Source organism: Flavobacterium cellulosilyticum (assembly GCF_004349355.1).
In the GTDB taxonomy this organism is placed as follows: Bacteria; Bacteroidota; Bacteroidia; order Flavobacteriales; family Flavobacteriaceae; genus Flavobacterium; species Flavobacterium cellulosilyticum.
In genome coordinates, this window is sequence record NZ_SMFK01000017.1 from 46,340 (window position 1) to 62,303 (window position 15,964).

Annotated in this window: 16 protein-coding genes; 7 read left to right on the plus strand and 9 right to left on the minus strand. The window is 33.4% G+C overall.

Going from position 1 to position 15,964, the window contains the following annotated elements; genetic code table 11:
- Nucleotides 1–19: 19 nt before the first annotated feature.
- The 5 genes from E0F76_RS17040 to E0F76_RS17060 form a co-directional block, all read right to left on the minus strand.
- A complete protein-coding gene (locus E0F76_RS17040; protein ID WP_132008993.1) occupies nucleotides 20–1,447 on the minus strand; it encodes an alginate export family protein in 1,428 nt (475 codons plus the stop codon).
- A gap of 477 nt (nucleotides 1,448–1,924) precedes the next feature.
- On the minus strand, nucleotides 1,925–2,782 hold the full coding sequence (locus E0F76_RS17045) for an SGNH/GDSL hydrolase family protein (protein ID WP_132008996.1): 858 nt from the start codon (nucleotides 2,780–2,782) through the stop codon (nucleotides 1,925–1,927).
- Between the two features lie 125 nt (nucleotides 2,783–2,907).
- Nucleotides 2,908–3,345, minus strand: coding sequence for a VOC family protein (locus E0F76_RS17050; RefSeq protein WP_132008999.1), 438 nt, complete (start codon nucleotides 3,343–3,345; stop codon nucleotides 2,908–2,910).
- A 127-nt stretch (nucleotides 3,346–3,472) separates the two neighbouring features.
- Nucleotides 3,473–3,772, minus strand: a complete 300-nt coding sequence (locus tag E0F76_RS17055) for a type II toxin-antitoxin system RelE/ParE family toxin (protein WP_132009002.1) — start codon at nucleotides 3,770–3,772, stop codon at nucleotides 3,473–3,475.
- Nucleotides 3,772–4,017, minus strand: coding sequence for a type II toxin-antitoxin system ParD family antitoxin (locus E0F76_RS17060; protein WP_132009005.1), 246 nt, complete (start codon nucleotides 4,015–4,017; stop codon nucleotides 3,772–3,774). Before E0F76_RS17060 ends, E0F76_RS17055 begins: the two co-directional genes overlap by 1 nt.
- A 305-nt stretch (nucleotides 4,018–4,322) precedes the next feature.
- Between E0F76_RS17060 and E0F76_RS17065 the strand changes: the two genes are divergently transcribed.
- A complete protein-coding gene (locus tag E0F76_RS17065) occupies nucleotides 4,323–5,732 on the plus strand; it encodes an APC family permease (protein ID WP_132009008.1) in 1,410 nt (469 codons plus the stop codon).
- 144 nt (nucleotides 5,733–5,876) lie between these two features.
- Here E0F76_RS17065 and ald read toward each other — a convergent pair whose 3' ends face one another.
- Complete coding sequence (ald, locus tag E0F76_RS17070; protein ID WP_132009011.1) at nucleotides 5,877–7,007, minus strand: alanine dehydrogenase; 1,131 nt, start codon at nucleotides 7,005–7,007, stop codon at nucleotides 5,877–5,879.
- Between the two features lie 209 nt (nucleotides 7,008–7,216).
- Between ald and E0F76_RS17075 the strand changes: the two genes are divergently transcribed.
- Nucleotides 7,217–7,675, plus strand: a complete 459-nt coding sequence (locus E0F76_RS17075; RefSeq protein ID WP_132009014.1) for an Lrp/AsnC family transcriptional regulator — start codon at nucleotides 7,217–7,219, stop codon at nucleotides 7,673–7,675.
- A 76-nt stretch (nucleotides 7,676–7,751) separates the two neighbouring features.
- On the opposite strand, the gene E0F76_RS17080 is transcribed toward E0F76_RS17075, so the two are convergent.
- A complete protein-coding gene (locus tag E0F76_RS17080) occupies nucleotides 7,752–9,200 on the minus strand; it encodes a glyceraldehyde-3-phosphate dehydrogenase (protein ID WP_132009017.1) in 1,449 nt (482 codons plus the stop codon).
- A 156-nt stretch (nucleotides 9,201–9,356) separates the two neighbouring features.
- On the minus strand, nucleotides 9,357–10,757 hold the full coding sequence (locus E0F76_RS17085; protein ID WP_132009020.1) for a trypsin-like peptidase domain-containing protein: 1,401 nt from the start codon (nucleotides 10,755–10,757) through the stop codon (nucleotides 9,357–9,359).
- Between the two features lie 327 nt (nucleotides 10,758–11,084).
- Here E0F76_RS17085 and dapF point away from each other — a divergent pair, with 327 nt between their 5' ends.
- The 5 genes from dapF to E0F76_RS17110 all read left to right on the plus strand — a co-directional run bounded on the left by dapF (nucleotide 11,085) and on the right by E0F76_RS17110 (nucleotide 15,150).
- Complete coding sequence (dapF, locus tag E0F76_RS17090; protein WP_132009023.1) at nucleotides 11,085–11,867, plus strand: diaminopimelate epimerase; 783 nt, start codon at nucleotides 11,085–11,087, stop codon at nucleotides 11,865–11,867.
- 41 nt (nucleotides 11,868–11,908) lie between these two features.
- Nucleotides 11,909–12,442, plus strand: coding sequence for a GNAT family N-acetyltransferase (locus E0F76_RS17095; protein WP_132009026.1), 534 nt, complete (start codon nucleotides 11,909–11,911; stop codon nucleotides 12,440–12,442).
- A gap of 11 nt (nucleotides 12,443–12,453) precedes the next feature.
- The gene (mltG, locus tag E0F76_RS17100; protein ID WP_132009029.1) at nucleotides 12,454–13,494 is read left to right on the plus strand and encodes an endolytic transglycosylase MltG; all 1,041 of its coding nucleotides are present in this window, start codon (nucleotides 12,454–12,456) and stop codon (nucleotides 13,492–13,494) included.
- Nucleotides 13,495–13,535: 41 nt separating this feature from the next.
- Nucleotides 13,536–14,411: a DUF2279 domain-containing protein gene (locus tag E0F76_RS17105; protein ID WP_246022098.1), complete on the plus strand. Its 876-nt coding sequence runs from the start codon at nucleotides 13,536–13,538 to the stop codon at nucleotides 14,409–14,411.
- 97 nt (nucleotides 14,412–14,508) lie between these two features.
- Nucleotides 14,509–15,150 carry a peptidoglycan-binding protein LysM gene (locus tag E0F76_RS17110; protein ID WP_132009035.1) on the plus strand — a complete coding sequence of 214 codons (642 nt, stop codon included), beginning with the start codon at nucleotides 14,509–14,511 and terminating at the stop codon, nucleotides 15,148–15,150.
- 80 nt (nucleotides 15,151–15,230) lie between these two features.
- Here the strand turns inward: E0F76_RS17110 and E0F76_RS17115 are convergent, their stop codons facing one another.
- Nucleotides 15,231–15,956 carry an SAM-dependent methyltransferase gene (locus E0F76_RS17115; RefSeq protein ID WP_132009038.1) on the minus strand — a complete coding sequence of 242 codons (726 nt, stop codon included), beginning with the start codon at nucleotides 15,954–15,956 and terminating at the stop codon, nucleotides 15,231–15,233.
- Between the last annotated feature and the right edge of the window lie 8 nt (nucleotides 15,957–15,964).

A 15,964-nucleotide genomic window follows, 5' to 3' on the forward strand; every position in this document is an offset into this window, starting at 1 on the left:
TATTTTATTTAAATTTTAATTATATTTTTTTGGTTGCCAAGAAATTTGGAGAAATTTTCAACGATATATAAGCCCATTGTGCAGTCAGTTTTGGATTTGTAACATTTTTTACTGAAGTTGATGCCATTGTTTGAGTCGCATTCATCAGTGAATAGCCTCCTTCAATATTGATTAATTTTGTAAAATTATATCGTGCTGTTAAGTCAAATTCAGTACCTAAATATTTGGATAAATTTCCAGGAAGTTTATTAGCAGATTCAAATCCATGAATGTCTAATAATAAAGTGAATTTGTCACTAGCATTGTATTTGGTTTTGATAAAGTAGTTCAATAAACCTTGGCTACCAAAAGGGCTTGCTACATAAAAATAATCCATTGTTCCCCAAAATTTATGTGGTGTTCCGTACAAAGGATCAAAACGATTGTTTTGAGTTGCTGTTGTAGTACCATCGTTTCCTGATACGAAGTCAACTCCAGGTCCAATAAAAAACTTTCTGTTTACTTGGTAAGTTGCTGTAATTGAGGCTAATTTTGCACTAATTGAAGTTCCAAATTTATCATGACCGCCTTGGTAATATAAACTACCAGTTAAGTTCAATTTTCTATTTGGCATTACATTATAATAGAAACCTGTTGTAGTTCTAGCGTTAACTCCTTGAGTAAAAGTTGGTGCGGCTGCTGTACCGGTAAATTTGCTAAAATCATCTTTGAAGAATAAGAATGATACGTCTCCAAAGAAAAATTTTCTACCTAAATAAGCGTATTGGAAAGATTTATATTCATGCGCAATACCATTTGTGCCTGCGGTGTATCCAGCTGTTGCAGATGGTAATCCATTATAAATAGTTCCTGAGGCCAGCTCCTTGTTTTGGTTAAATGCTACTCCAAAATCGGCAATCCAACCTTTGTTGGCAAATTTTAAGATAATGGCATCATGACGGCGTCCTTGTTGCAGCCAATCTAAGCCGCCTAAAACTTTTTGATCATCATAAGAAATTTCTTGACGTCCAATTTTTAAAGATAAATTTTGAATTGTACTAATGGTGTCATTTAAAAAGACTTCTCCCCATGCTTCGTGAAACATGATGCCATCATTCGCTTCAGTTGTAGTTCTGTTTATGGTTGAAGCATCTTGACCCCATACACGAACATCTTGCAAAGAAGCATACACTTTATATCTATATCCTGAAAAACCTACATTTAATCTTGTTCTTTGAGAAGTAAATAAAGCTCCTTTTTTGCCATTACTTAGTAAAGTACCTTGACCTCCTCTAGCTTCGGTTCTTTCTCTAATTTGACCCGTAGCAACTAATTGTGCCTGAGCTACATTTTGACCAAGTACTAATAAGGTTAGACCTAAAAAAAAGGATTTTGAAATGTTTTTACTAGATGTTACTTTATTATTTAATGTAATGCATCTTGATTGGTTAGTGTTATTCTGTTCCATATTTATTTAATTGTTTAAATTAGTATGAAACAAATGTACGTAAGTAGTAATACTTAGATATATGTTATAAGACAGAGTAAAATGCTTTTTTATAACATAAGTTGGAACACATAAAAAAAGTTTTTTTTTATGTGTTTTCGCATAAAATGGTTCTAAGTGTATGTACACTAGGATATAATATAAGTTTAAATACGTAGTGGACTTACATAATAAATAAAAGCTGCTTTGATTAATAATGTATTTCAAATCAACTTATGGTTCGTTTTCTAGCAGCTTTTGTTTTTATTTTAACTAAAAACAATTTCTTTTACGCAAAAAATCCCTGTACTATTTTACTAATATAGGGATTTCAATTGTAAATCCGATGGCTACAAAATGGAATTATTTGCCAAATTAATTCCTGTAGCGTATGGGGTACTTTTTAAAAAGATTTTGGTCAAGTAATTAAAAACTCGAGTTAAGCTGCATTCTTGTTCCTTATTCTGTAATGAAACCTGAAGGCAATGCCAATAATTTATATTGAATAGTTTTTGCCAAGCGATAATCACCCAAGGCATTGGGATGCAATCTATCCATTTCTTTGTCATGAAAGTATTGCAATTGCGAATCCGCCATTGGAAACAGACCACTTTCCGAATAAAGATCGATAAGAGGAACCGCCCAATAAGAAGCCGCTTGTTTTAAAACAGCAACATAGGCATCAATATACAATCCTTGGCTGTTAGCATAGTTTTCGTCAGGTTGCACATTCTTTTCGTTAAACTTGGCTAAACCCCTGTGAATAGGAGTCATGATAATAATTTGTTGTTGTGGGTAATTGTTCTTCAGGTACGACATCGCTTTGTTGATTCGTCCGCAAAAAGTGGTGTCATTCAGGTTTGGAGTGCGGTATTTTCTAATCACTTCATTTCCGTTGAAGTTGGTTTGCTTTGTTGTTTCACTGAAAAATTCACCCAAGGGCGTATTGTGCATATAATCATTCGTACCTGCAAAAATCAGTATGGCATCAATGTCCGTTCCTTTTTCGTCGTGCAATTTCACCGATTGCTTATAAATGTCATTCCACTGATTTCCACTAACACCATATACAAAAGGTGTTGTTCCTAGCAATTCATTTAGATATTCCCAGTACACACAAGTAGTTCCAATGCGGCGTTTGTCTGTCATGGAGTCGCCCAGAAAAGCGACCTTCTTGCCTTGCCATTGTGAGTTTAACGTTTTTTCTTGGTCTGCTACTTTTACTTTTGGAGCAGCAGTTGTAACCGTTTTTTGTGCCAATCCATTAAATCCAAAGGTTAGTAAAAGGATATAGACACTAGCAATTGTTTGTTTCATATTTTAATTTGTTTAGGTTATTCAAAAATAATTAGAGTAGTAATAGAATGCACAACACACGCGACTTTTTTAGTGAATTTATTTTTAAGCAACACTTCAAAGAGCGGAATCGTTGTTTGGTCCGCTTATATTTTTCCTTTGTATTTATGGTCAAAGTCAACCATCCATTCAATTCCATATTTGTCTCTAAACATTCCAAAGTAAGAACCCCATGGGCTGTCGGCAATAGGCATTTCAATTTGTCCACCTGCAGAAAGTCCGCTGAATAATTTGTCTGCTTCTTCTTTACTTTCTGCACTGATTGAAATTTTACTTCTATTTTCATTTTCATTTGTCCGTCCCATACTTTCTGGAACGTCATTGGCCATTAAAACGTTCTTGCCAATAGGCAAAGCAATGTGCATTATTTTATTTGCTTCATTTTCAGCGACTGGAAATTCAAGGCTTGACATATCCTTGAAACGCATAATCATTGTGAACTCTCCGCCAAATACTGATTTATAAAATGTAAATGCTTCTTCGGCATTGCCATTGAAGTTAATGTGAGGATTAATTAGAGCCATAATTTTAATTTTTTAACAGCTGTGTACAAAGTCGGAAGACTTCGCCAGCACACTGGATTTTTAGTATGTTTATTTTTTAAGGAACAGTTCGGAGAGAGCATCTCTGTGTTAGCAGTAGCTTTTTTAGTTATTCCGCTAATCTGTTTTCGATATCCATTCTTTCGTGTAAAACTCTAACGACTTCAATTTTATTAGTTTTGTCTTTTTTAAAGAAAATTAAATGTGATTTTACTTTTGAATAGTGATATGAGATTCTAATTTTTCCAATATCATGAGCCATATCCATATTAAGTACGATATATTCAATTTCGTCAAAAATTAAGTTATAATATCTATCTGCTTGTTCAACAGAAAAATTTTTTGCTGTATAAATCCAAATGTTATTAATATCATCTAATGTCTTTTCACTAATTATATATTCTGACATTATTTTTGGAAATTAGCTTTTAGCATTTCAAGATTTTTATTGCGGTCAAAATTTTTGATTTTACTACTCTTTTCACCAATTTTAAGCTCATTGATTAGAGATTTTGTTTTGGTTTCTTCTTGTTCAAAAAATCGTAAAGCAGTTCTAACAACTTCACTTACTGAACTATATTTTCCTGTAGCAATTTGTTCATTAATAAAGTTTTCAAAATGGTCGCCTAATAATATTGATGTATTTCGTGCCATAAATTTTTTTATCAAAGATACCAATAATTGGTATTAAATTCAATTTTTTTCGGTTTAGCATAAAAGTTACTGGTAACAGCCATGAACTTAGCAGCGCACTCGACTTTTAAGATTAATTATTTTTCAAGGAACACTTTGGAAAGCAGGGAAAAGTAGATAAAATAAAAGACGATAATACAATATTAATAGATTTCTTAAAAAATATTCAGGTTAATTTAAATAAAAAAAATGTTAGTTTTTATAGTTATAAACACATCGCTGTTTTCTAAAAAAGTATAACTTTAACCCACCAAAAACTAAATTTTATGCAAGACCACAGTCAAGATCATTTTAAGAGAGAACTGGGATTACTCGACGGAACAATGCTCGTAGTAGGCTCGATGATAGGTTCGGGAATTTTCATAGTAAGTTCGGACATGGTGCGCCAAGTAGGGTCTGCAGGTTGGCTAATTGCAATTTGGATTATTACTGCTTTATTGACTATTATCGCCGCGGTGAGTTATGGTGAATTGAGTGCTATGTTTCCTAAAGCGGGCGGACAATATGTTTATATCAAGGAGGCCTATGGAAAGCTTATTGGGTTTTTATACGGTTGGAGCTTTTTTGCCGTCATTCAAACAGGTACCATTGCTGCCGTTGGTGTAGCTTTTTCAAAATTTGCCGCTTATATTTTTCCTTCTTTTAGTGATGAAAATATTCTGATTAACTTGGGAGGTTTCGTGCTCAATGCGGCTCAAATTGTATCTATAATTACTATTATTTTACTGACTTATATTAATAGTCGCGGAGTGAAAAACAGCAAAATTATGCAAACAGTTTTAACGGTTATAAAAATATCGTCTTTATTGGGTTTAATTATTTTTGGTTTTATCTTGGCTGCCAAAGCGGAAATTTGGAATGCGAATTGGACAGATGCTTGGGTTTCAAAATCGCTGGATGTAAATACAGGTTCATGGTTACCTATAAGTGGGACCGCATTATTATCCGGATTTGTGGCTGCTTTTGTGGGTTCTCAATTTTCGAGTGTGGCATGGGAAGGAGTTACGTTTATTGCCGAGGAAATTAAAAATCCAAAGAGGAATGTGGGTTTGAGCCTTTTTCTGGGAACATTGATTGTTGGCGTTATTTATACGATGGCCAATGTGATGTTTATTGCCGTATTGCCATTACAAGATATTGCTACAGCGAAATCTGACCGTGTTGGAGTAGTGGCTTCTCAAGTAATTTTTGGAGATATTGGAACTATAATTATCGCCCTTATGATAATGATTTCGACTTTTGCATGTAATAATGGACTGATTATGGCTGGTGCAAGAGTATATTATACGATGGCTAAAGATGGCTTGTTTTTCAAAAAAGCGGCAAATTTAAATGATGCGAGTGTTCCTGCTTGGGCATTGTGGGCACAGTGTATTTGGGCTTCGGCTTTGTGTCTAACGGGTAAATATGGGGCTTTATTAGACTTTGTTGTGATTGTTGTTTTGATATTTTACATTCTTACCATTTATGGTATTTTTATCCTTCGTAAAAAAATGCCAGATGCAGAAAGGCCTTATAAAGCTTTTGGATATCCGTTTTTACCTATGTTGTTTATTGTGATTTCTTCCATCATTTCGATTACCTTATTGGTTACAAAAACAAGTACATGTGGTTGGGGTGTTTTTATTATGTTGATTGGAATTCCAGTTTATTATTTGACAAAACAGAAAGAGTAGTTGCAAGGCCGATACCTTAGCCCTGATAGCAGTGGAAATCCTCCCGTTTTTTCGGGAGATTGAAACGAATAGCAGGATTAGCTCCAAAAAAAATCCGTCTTCAAAAAAATGGAGACGGATTAAATTTTGATTATAATAAATTTGTTAGACTAAAACAGGTTCAAAGAAAACACTTTCTACTTCATGGAATGGTAAGCCCCAAGCTTCGGCAACTCCTTTATATACTACTTTTCCATTGGCTATATTAAGTCCTTTTTTAAGCTCTTCGTTTTCGTCACAGGCTTTTTTCCAACCTTTATTTGCCAATTGCAACGCATAAGGTATAGTTGCGTTTGTCAATGCAAGAGTGGAAGTATAAGGAACGGCTCCTGGCATATTGGCTACACAATAATGAACGATATCATCAATAATAAAAGTTGGATTTTCGTGAGTTGTAGGAACGCAGGTTGCGATACAACCTCCTTGATCAACTGCAACATCAACTACTACAGTTCCTGGACTCATCAGTTTCAACATGTCACGAGTAACTAAATGCGGTGCTTTTGCTCCTGGGATTAAAACCGCTCCAATAACTAAATCGGCTTTTGAAATGGCTTCGCAAATATTATAATGGTTAGACATTAGAGTAGTAACATTTGCTGGCATTATCTCTGTTAAATAGCGCAAACGAGGCAAACTCACATCGATTATGGTAACTTGAGCGCCAAGTCCAGCCGCCATTTTTGCTGCTTGACTTCCTACTATTCCTCCGCCTAATACCACCACTTTTGCAGGCGGAACTCCTGGTACGCCACCTAGAAGGATTCCTTTTCCTTTTAATGGTTTTTCTAGATATTTTGCACCTTCCTGAATCGACATTCTACCTGCTACTTCAGACATTGGAACTAATAAAGGTAAAGTGCGATCTACTCTTTCTACTGTTTCATAAGCCAAACAAACAGACTTGCTTTCTATCATTGCCAATGTTAAAGGCTCAGATGAAGCAAAGTGAAAATAGGTAAATAAGAGTTGGTCTTTTTTGATTAAATTATATTCGGATGCAATAGGTTCTTTTACCTTGATAATCATTTCGGCAATGGCATATACGGCTTCAATTGTTGGTAACGATCTTGCTCCAGCTTCAATATAAGCTTCATCACTAAAACCACTATTTAGACCAGCACCTTCTTGTATAAAGACTTGATGTCCGTGGTTTATAAATTCGGTAACACCTGCTGGAGTCATACCAACACGGTTTTCATTATTTTTAATTTCTATAGGGATTCCGATTATCATAATTGCAGGTTTTTGAGTTAATGAATTGATAAGCAAATGTAGCACCTAAAGAAATACTTATGTTATATGAAGATCATTTCAGAAAATATTAATTTTAATTATTAGTTTTACATTAAAATTTTCTTAATTAGGTTTTGTTTTGCATTTAAAAAAGAAAAAAAATCTGATTTCAGATATAAAAAAATCACTCATTTAATACCTTTTGCACTATGATTTTAGATGAAACCGACAAAAAAATCCTGCGTTTACTTCAAGTAGATGCCCATCTTACATTAAAAGATATTGCTAATAAAATAAATCTTTCGCTTACACCTGTTCATGATCGCGTGAAACGGTTAGAAAAAGAGGGGATTATTGAAAAATATGTTTCGATTTTAAACAAAAAAAAATTAGGCAAAAACATTATGGTATTTTGTCAAGTAACCCTAGTTAGACAAACATCTGATTTGTCCGAAGGTTTTAATCAGGTGATTATGAATATGCCCGAGGTAGTCGAATGTAATCTTATCTCAGGCAGTTTTGATTATTTGCTAAAAATAATTTTGCCAGATATGGAAAGTTACCACCATTTTCATCAAAAAAAGCTGTCCGTTATACCTGGTGTTTCCTTGATTAGTAGCTTTTTCATTATTTCAGAAGTGAAAAGCACAACGGTTTTGCCAATTTAAAAGTATAAAAAAAAATCCGTCCTAAGTGATCAGGACGGATTTTCTGGTTTAATAAAATTTGGTTAATGTATGCGATTTAGTAATACGAAAAGCGTCTTACTTTGGCAATATATTTGGCTAATCGAATGACTTGATGACTGTAGCCGTATTCGTTGTCATACCAAATATATAACACAATATTCTTTCCGTCTTTTGATACGATAGTAGCGTTGCTGTCATATATTGCTGGTGCCGATGTGCCAATGATATCAGAAGAAACTAATTCATTATTTAATGAATATTTGATTTGTTCGACTAATTCTCCTTCCAAAGCATATTTTTTTATGATGGCATTGACTTCATTAATGGATGTTTTATGAACTACCTCCAAACTTAAAACAACTAAGGAACCATTGGGTACAGGAACTCGAATGGCATTAGATGTCAGTTTGCCTTCAAGTGAAGGTAAAGCTTTGGCAACAGCCGTTCCTGCTCCCGTTTCGGTGATTACCATATTCAAGGCAGCAGCTCTTCCTCTACGGTATTTTTTATGCATATTATCGACCAAGTTTTGATCATTGGTATAGGCATGAATGGTTTCTAAATGTCCTTTTACAACTTCTAAAGTATCTTCGACTGCTTTTAGGATTGGAGTTATAGCATTAGTTGTGCATGAGGCCGCCGAGAAAATATCGACTTCATCAGGATTGTATTCGTTTTGATTTACGCCATGTACAATATTGGGAACTCCTTTTCCTGGAGCGGTAAGCAAAACTTTATGAGCGCCTTTTGAAGTCAAATGTCTTGACAAGGCTTCTTGCGTCGTAAATGCGCCAGTATTGTCAATAATCAGCGCATTGTCAATATCGTATTTGGTATAATCAATTTCTTCAGGACTATTTGCAGTGATAATATGAACCGTTGTTTCGTTGATTATTAAAGCATTGTTTTTATGATCAGCTGTTACAGAACCCTGAAAATCGCCATGAATAGAATCGTATCGCAACAATGAAGCTCTTTTTTCTAATGAAACCACATCATTTTTGTCGCGTGTAACAATAGCTCTCAATCGCAATTGGTTTCCATTTCCCATTTTTGAAGCTAATTCTCTAGCCAATAATCGCCCAATTCTACCAAATCCATAAAGAACAACATCTTTCGGTTGTATTTCCTCGGAATCTTTTGCGTCTTTTAATTTGTCAATTGTGAAATCAATGGCGTTTTGATAATTGTTTTTTTCTAAATAATATTCATAAGCTAGTTTGCCAATGTCTAATTTCGAAGGAGGTAAATCTAATGACACTATTGCATTTGCAATTTCAACCGTATCAAAAATAGAAATGGGTTTGCCTACAAATTCTCTTGCATATTCGTGTAAGTTGATAATTTCGCTTACATTTCTATCAATTAATTGATTCCTAAACAAAACTATTTCAATGGATTTATCGTACCATAAGTCACTTATTATTTTAATAAATTCGACACCAGCTCTGCGTCTGGCAGTTTGAGTTGAAACTTCTTTTTCGTACAAAAGGGTATTGTTCATATAGAAAATGATTTGCAATAAATGAATGCTTTTTTTAAATTTAATGCAAAAGTATAATTAAATTACTTTTCACGAAAACGATTTCGTAACTTTTTTTTAAAATAAAAAAAGCCACCTTTATTTTCAAGATGGCTATAGTTTGTTGTGTTTGTTAATTTAAATTATTATTCTAATGATTTGTCCATTTTTATTAATCATCTCCATCTGAATGCTTTGGGATTCATCTTTATTTTTTAGAATATTTGAAACCGTCTCTAAATCTTTGGCTTTAATATTATCAATACTTAGAATGATATTTCCTTTTAGGTCATTTTCATATTGTTTTAAATTTTCATTGGTTATCGATTTTATTTTTACTCCATAATCAATATGGAACTTCTTTTTGTCGAGACCATCAATATTTTCTAATTCCAATCCTTTGAATTCAGTGTTGAAAATTTCATTTTTACTTAAAATAACTGGCACTACTTTTGTGTTTTCATTCCTAATAATAGTAACTTCAACTTTATCGTTTGGTCTTTTAGCGTTGATATAACCTGATAAATCGGCATAAGTAGCAATGTTTTGATCATCGATTTTTATAATAATATCGCCTTTGCCTAGACCTGCTTTTTCAGCTCCAGAATTTTTAGATACTTTTTTAATATAAAAACCTTCGGTTTCTTTAACGCCTAATTCTTTTGATGCTAAGGCATTCAATTCACCTCCTTCAACACCCAAAATTCCTCTTTGTACATTTCCGAATTCCATTAAATCCTGAATTATTTTACGAGCTATGTTCGACGGGATTGCAAATGAATATCCTGTATAGCTTCCGGTAGGAGATGAAATCATGGTATTAATACCAATCAATTCACCCCGCGTATTTACTAATGCACCTCCACTGTTTCCTGGATTTACAGCCGCGTCAGTTTGAATAAAAGATTGAATTCCACTCGTATCTAAATTTCTGGCTTTCGCCGAAATAATTCCCGCTGTAACCGTCGAAGTTAGATTGTACGGATTCCCAACGGCTAATGCCCATTCGCCAATTCGTACAGAATCGGAATTTGCGAAAGTCGTATAAGGTAATTTTTCGCCAGCATCAATTTTTAATAAAGCAATGTCCATTTTTGAATCTGTTCCAATGACTTTTGCTTTGAAGGATTGTTTGTTGTTTAATGTGATTTCTATTAGCGAAGCATCTTTTACCACGTGATTATTGGTAACAATATACCCATCTTCAGAAATAATAACACCTGATCCAGTTCCCACTTGTTCTTGCTCTTGACCGCCTCTAAAGCCGTAAAAATATTCTAATAATGGATTTGAAACAGTGGTTCTAGACACATTTTTTACGTGAACCACCGTGTGTATGGTTTTTTCTGCAGCTTCGGTAAAATCTACCGTATTAGCAGATAGTCCAACTGTTTTTACTCCATATTCTGAAGCCAAAGTGGTAATGTTGTTATGGTTTTTTGAAAAATAGCCGTTGTCGTCAAACAACAATTTGTAGGCGCCGAGTGTAGTGACACCGCTTAACAATGACACTAAAAAAAGAGTTGAAAATCGTTTCATATTAATTCGTTTTTAAAGTATTACAATGTAAAGTTATGTTTTTTGATATTTCAAAAAAACAGTTTAACGCTCGTTTAACAATCTTTAACTTATCATTAATATATTGAAGTTTAGTACTAAAATTGATAGTGTTTTTATCTCAAAGTTGCAAAGGACAGGTTTTTATTTCAAGTAAATCAGTATAAATCTTGTTTAATCGGGTAGATTACTTATAACTGCCAAATATTATTTTTGGGTCTTTAAAGTAATTTTTTTGTTTTCTTAGTTGTAAAACGAATCTAAATACTTGCAATATTTGTATTTTTGTAAAACTTAAATTAAAATGTAATGCTAATAGAATTCTATAAATACCAAGGAACAGGAAACGATTTTGTAATGATTGATAATCGAATGGATATTTTTCCAAAGGAAGATGTCGAACTTATTGCTCATCTATGCGATCGACGTTTTGGAATTGGTGGTGACGGACTAATTTTATTAGAAAACGATTATGATACTGATTTTAAAATGGTCTATTACAATTCCGATGGAAACCAAAGTTCCATGTGCGGAAATGGTGGACGTTGCTTAGTAGCTTTCGCTAAAGAGTTAAATGTAATTATAGACGGCTGTACTTTTATTGCAACCGACGGCGTGCATCAGGCAACTATTGCCAATGACGGAATTGTTTCTTTGCAGATGATCGATGTAACTAGTATAAAAATAGAAAGTGATTATACTTTTATGAATACGGGTTCGCCACATCATGTTCAATTGGTTGATGATTTGGAACATTATAATATTAAAGAAAACGGAGCAGCTTTGCGATACGGTCCTTTGTATGGAAAAGAAGGAAGTAATGTCAATTTTGTAAAGAAAATCAATGAGGATACTTTTTCTCTTCGTACTTATGAAAGAGGGGTGGAGGATGAAACTTTAGCTTGTGGAACAGGTGCTACAGCGGTTGCAATTGCTATGAATGCTACAGGACAAACAGATGCTTCTTCGATTAAATTGAATGTCGAAGGGGGGAAATTAGCCGTTTCTTTTGATAAGGTGGATAATACGTACACAAATGTTTTCCTGATAGGACCAGCAGAATTTGTGTTTAAAGGAGAAATTGATATTTAAATAGAATTTGTAAATCCCAAATCCCAAATCCCAAATCCCAAATGATTACACTAAAAGGCGAAAATATTTATATTCGTGCACTAGAACCCAATGATTTGGAGTTTATATATGCCATGGAAAACGACCAAAGTATCTGGGAAGTAAGCAATACACAGACACCATATAGTCGGTTTTTGGTAAAACAATATCTTGAAAATGCACAACAGGATATTTATGAAGCCAAACAATTGCGATTGGCTATTTGTCAAGATCAGGATTTTCCAGCGATAGGATTAATTGATTTATTTGAATTTGATCCAAAGAATAATAGGGCAGGAGTTGGTATTGTAATTCAAGGAAATGATAACAGAAAGCAGAATATTGGTTCAGAGGCCTTGGAGCTACTAATTTATTATGCATTTTACAATCTAAATTTACATCAATTGTATGCAAATATTGGCACAGAAAATGTTGCAAGTTTGGCACTTTTTTCTAAATTTGGATTTCAAAAAATAGGCACAAAAAAAGATTGGGTTTTAGTCAACGGAATGTATAATGACGAAGCTATTTTTCAATTAATCAACAATCAACTTTAAAATTATTAGTTTTGAACTTAAAGAAAATTATTACCATAGCTTCAGTCGCTTTAATGTCCGGATTATTGATTTACGGATTTATTTTGGCCAACCAAATATTTTCGAAAAACACTAAGTTTTCTGAAAGTGAAATCTATGTTCATATTCCAACTGGGTCTACATATGATGATGTCAAGAAAATAATTGAACCCTATATTGAAAATACCAAACGGTTTGAGTTGGTCGCCAACAAAAGAAATTATCCTGAAAATGTAAAACCAGGGCGATTTTTATTTATAAAAGGAATGAATAGTTATGCCTTGGTGAAAGCTTTGAGAAGTAATATTCCAGTAAAATTAGCTTTCAATAATCAAGAACGGATTGAAAATTTGGCAGGAAGAGTCGGCTCTCAAATTGAAGCAGATAGTTTGTCATTACTAACGACATTTAAAGATTCTATTTTCTTGAAAGACAATGGATTTACGGATGAAAACGTAATGGTTATGTTTATACCCAATACGTATGAATTGTATTGGAATACAACTGCCGAGAAATTCCGAGATAAAATGATCAAGGAATATCGTAATTTTTGGAATAAAGAACGCACTGAAAAAGCCAAAAAACAAGGGCTAACAATTGTAGAAGCAACTATATTGGCATCGATTGTGCACAAAGAATCCGTTAAAAAAGACGAAAGACCAAGAATTGCACAGGTTTATTTGAACCGTTTGCGTGTAGGAATGCCATTGCAAGCAGATCCAACCGTGATTTTTGCTATTAAAAAGAAATCGAATGATTTTGATCAAGTAATAAAAAGAGTATTTTTTAAAGATTTGACAATGGTATCACCTTATAACACTTATATGAATATTGGACTTCCTCCAGGACCAATTGCCATGCCTGACATCACCGCTTTAGAAGCAGTTTTGAATCCAGAACAAAATGATTTTATTTATTTTTGTGCCAGTGTAGATCGTTTTGGTTATCATGAATTTGCTGCTACTTTGCCAGAACATAATAAAAATGCCAAGAAATATTCAGATTGGATAATTAGTCAAGGCGTAATAAGATAAAGTTGAAATACAATCTGCTTTTCGCATTTTTTATTGTAATAGTGCTCCAAAGTCTAAGTGGACAAAATTCAAAGAATAGTTTTTTTAAACCTTCTGATTCTCTAAATAAACAGAAACAAAATACCGTATTTATTTCTGAAGCAATTATGGCTTCAGGGGCTTTGATTGGATTGAACCAATTATGGTATGCTGATTATCCAAAATCAAATTTTCATTTCATAAATGATAATGCTGAGTGGCTTCAAATGGATAAGTTTGGCCATAGTTATTCCTCTTACCAGCTTGGGCGATTTGGTGTGGAAATGTTGCATTGGAGTGGAGCTAGTAAAAAAAATCAATTGATTTATGGGGCGAGTTTAGGGTTTGTTTTTCTTACAGCTGTTGAGGTTTTTGATGGGTATTCTGCGGAATGGGGAGCCTCAATAGGAGATGTGGCTGCCAATGCAAGTGGAACAGCTTTTTATGTTTCTCAAGAATTGATTTGGAAAGAACAGCGTATAGTTCCTAAATTCTCCTATCATGCTACTCAATATGCGAATTTCAGACCTGATGTTTTAGGAAGCACGTTTTCAGAAAAACTTCTAAAAGATTACAATGGACAAACCTATTGGTTGTCTGTTAATTTACATTCTTTTTCCAAAAAAGCAACAATCCCTAAGTGGTTTAATATTGCTTTGGGTTATGGAGCCGAAGGTATGATTGGCGAAAAAGACTCTAAAAAACTTATTACTTTACCTACAAATATGGAAAAATACAGAAAATTTTACCTAAGTTTGGATTTAGATTTAACAAAAATAGACACAAAATCACACTTTTTGGAGACCATTTTTTCGGTTTTAAATTCAATCAAAATCCCTGCCCCGACCCTTGAATACTCACTTCAGAATGGATTCAAATTTTATCCTCTCTATTATTAGGTTTTTTTAACTACCTGATAATCAGGTTATCTATTTTTTATTGTATATTTGCACCGTAGAAATTTCAAATGGTACAGCGTTTGAAGAAAAACAAATTATGATAAAGAAATGGTCTTTTTATACAAGTTTGACTATTATTATTGCTTTTTTAAGCTACGGTTTTAAACCGATCAATTTAGATGCCAATGATTGGTTTCTTACAAGTGACAAAGATGGTAAAGAATACCTGTTTCCATCTAAAGAACAAAAGGAATATACAGATTTAAATATTCCATTTACAGGGAAGTTTTTTATTGGTTATAAAGAAGCGATTGCTCACAAAGAATCTCAAGGGAAATATAAAAAAATTAATTCTCTTGGTTACATGGGTAAATATCAGTTCGGAAAAGAAACCCTAAAAACAGTTGGGATTCATGACAGTAGTGCTTTTTTGAATAGTCCAAAAATGCAGGAAAAAGCTTTTATAGCTCTTTTAGCTAAAAACAAATGGATACTACATAATGTTATTGAAAAGTACGAAGGAACTGTCGTAAATGGTATCAAGATAACCGAGTCCGGAATCTTAGCTGCAGCACATTTAGGAGGAGCTGGTTCTGTTTTAAAATTCTTTAAGAATAATGGAGAAAAACATTACAAGGATTCATATGGAACTTCCATCAGAAGTTATATGAAAGCATTTGGAGGTTTTGATACTTCTTTTATTATTGCTAATAAAAATGCAAAAGTAGCTATAAGATAGTCTTCAATGAATATTAAATTAAAAACGGTTGCAAAATTTTATTTGCAACCGTTTTTTTATGGGAAAATATATTCTTGGTTTTAAATCATCTTATGAATGATAAATATAGTTGGACGATTATGTAAGTCCACTTGTGTTTTTTTCCATTCTGATGCTCGCATCGTTTTTATATATTCTGTAGGTAATGTTATGTCCGTAGCGATACAAATATGAGTTGAGGGATTTACAGCTTGAAGAATGTCTTCGAGCATTTTGTTATTTCTATACGGAGTTTCGATAAATATTTGAGATTGATTTTTATCTTGGGATAGTTTTTCCAGATTTTTCAATGCAATTTTTTTCTCTCCCTTTTCAATAGGAATATAACCATTAAATGCAAAGCTTTGTCCATTCATTCCAGAAGCCATTATCGCTAATAAAATTGATGAAGGACCAACAAGTGGTATTACTTGTATTCCTTTTTCATGTGCCAGTTTTACAATTACTGCACCAGGATCAGCAACTCCAGGACATCCAGCCTCACTCATTAATCCAATATTTTTTCCTTCTAAACAAGATTGGAGCATTTTGGCATGGTCAGAAACTTCGGTATGTTTGTTTAAGGAACTTAGTATTAGTGTCGATTGTACTTTCTCGGGATAAATACTTTTTATAAATTTCCTAGCTGTTTTTTCGTTTTCTACAATATATTCATCCAACAATTCAACAATTCTTTTTACGGTTTGTGGTAAAACATCCATTGGGTCACCATCTCCTAAAGTTGTTGGGATTAAATATAGTTTTCCTAAAGAATGATTTGGTTTCATTTATTTGT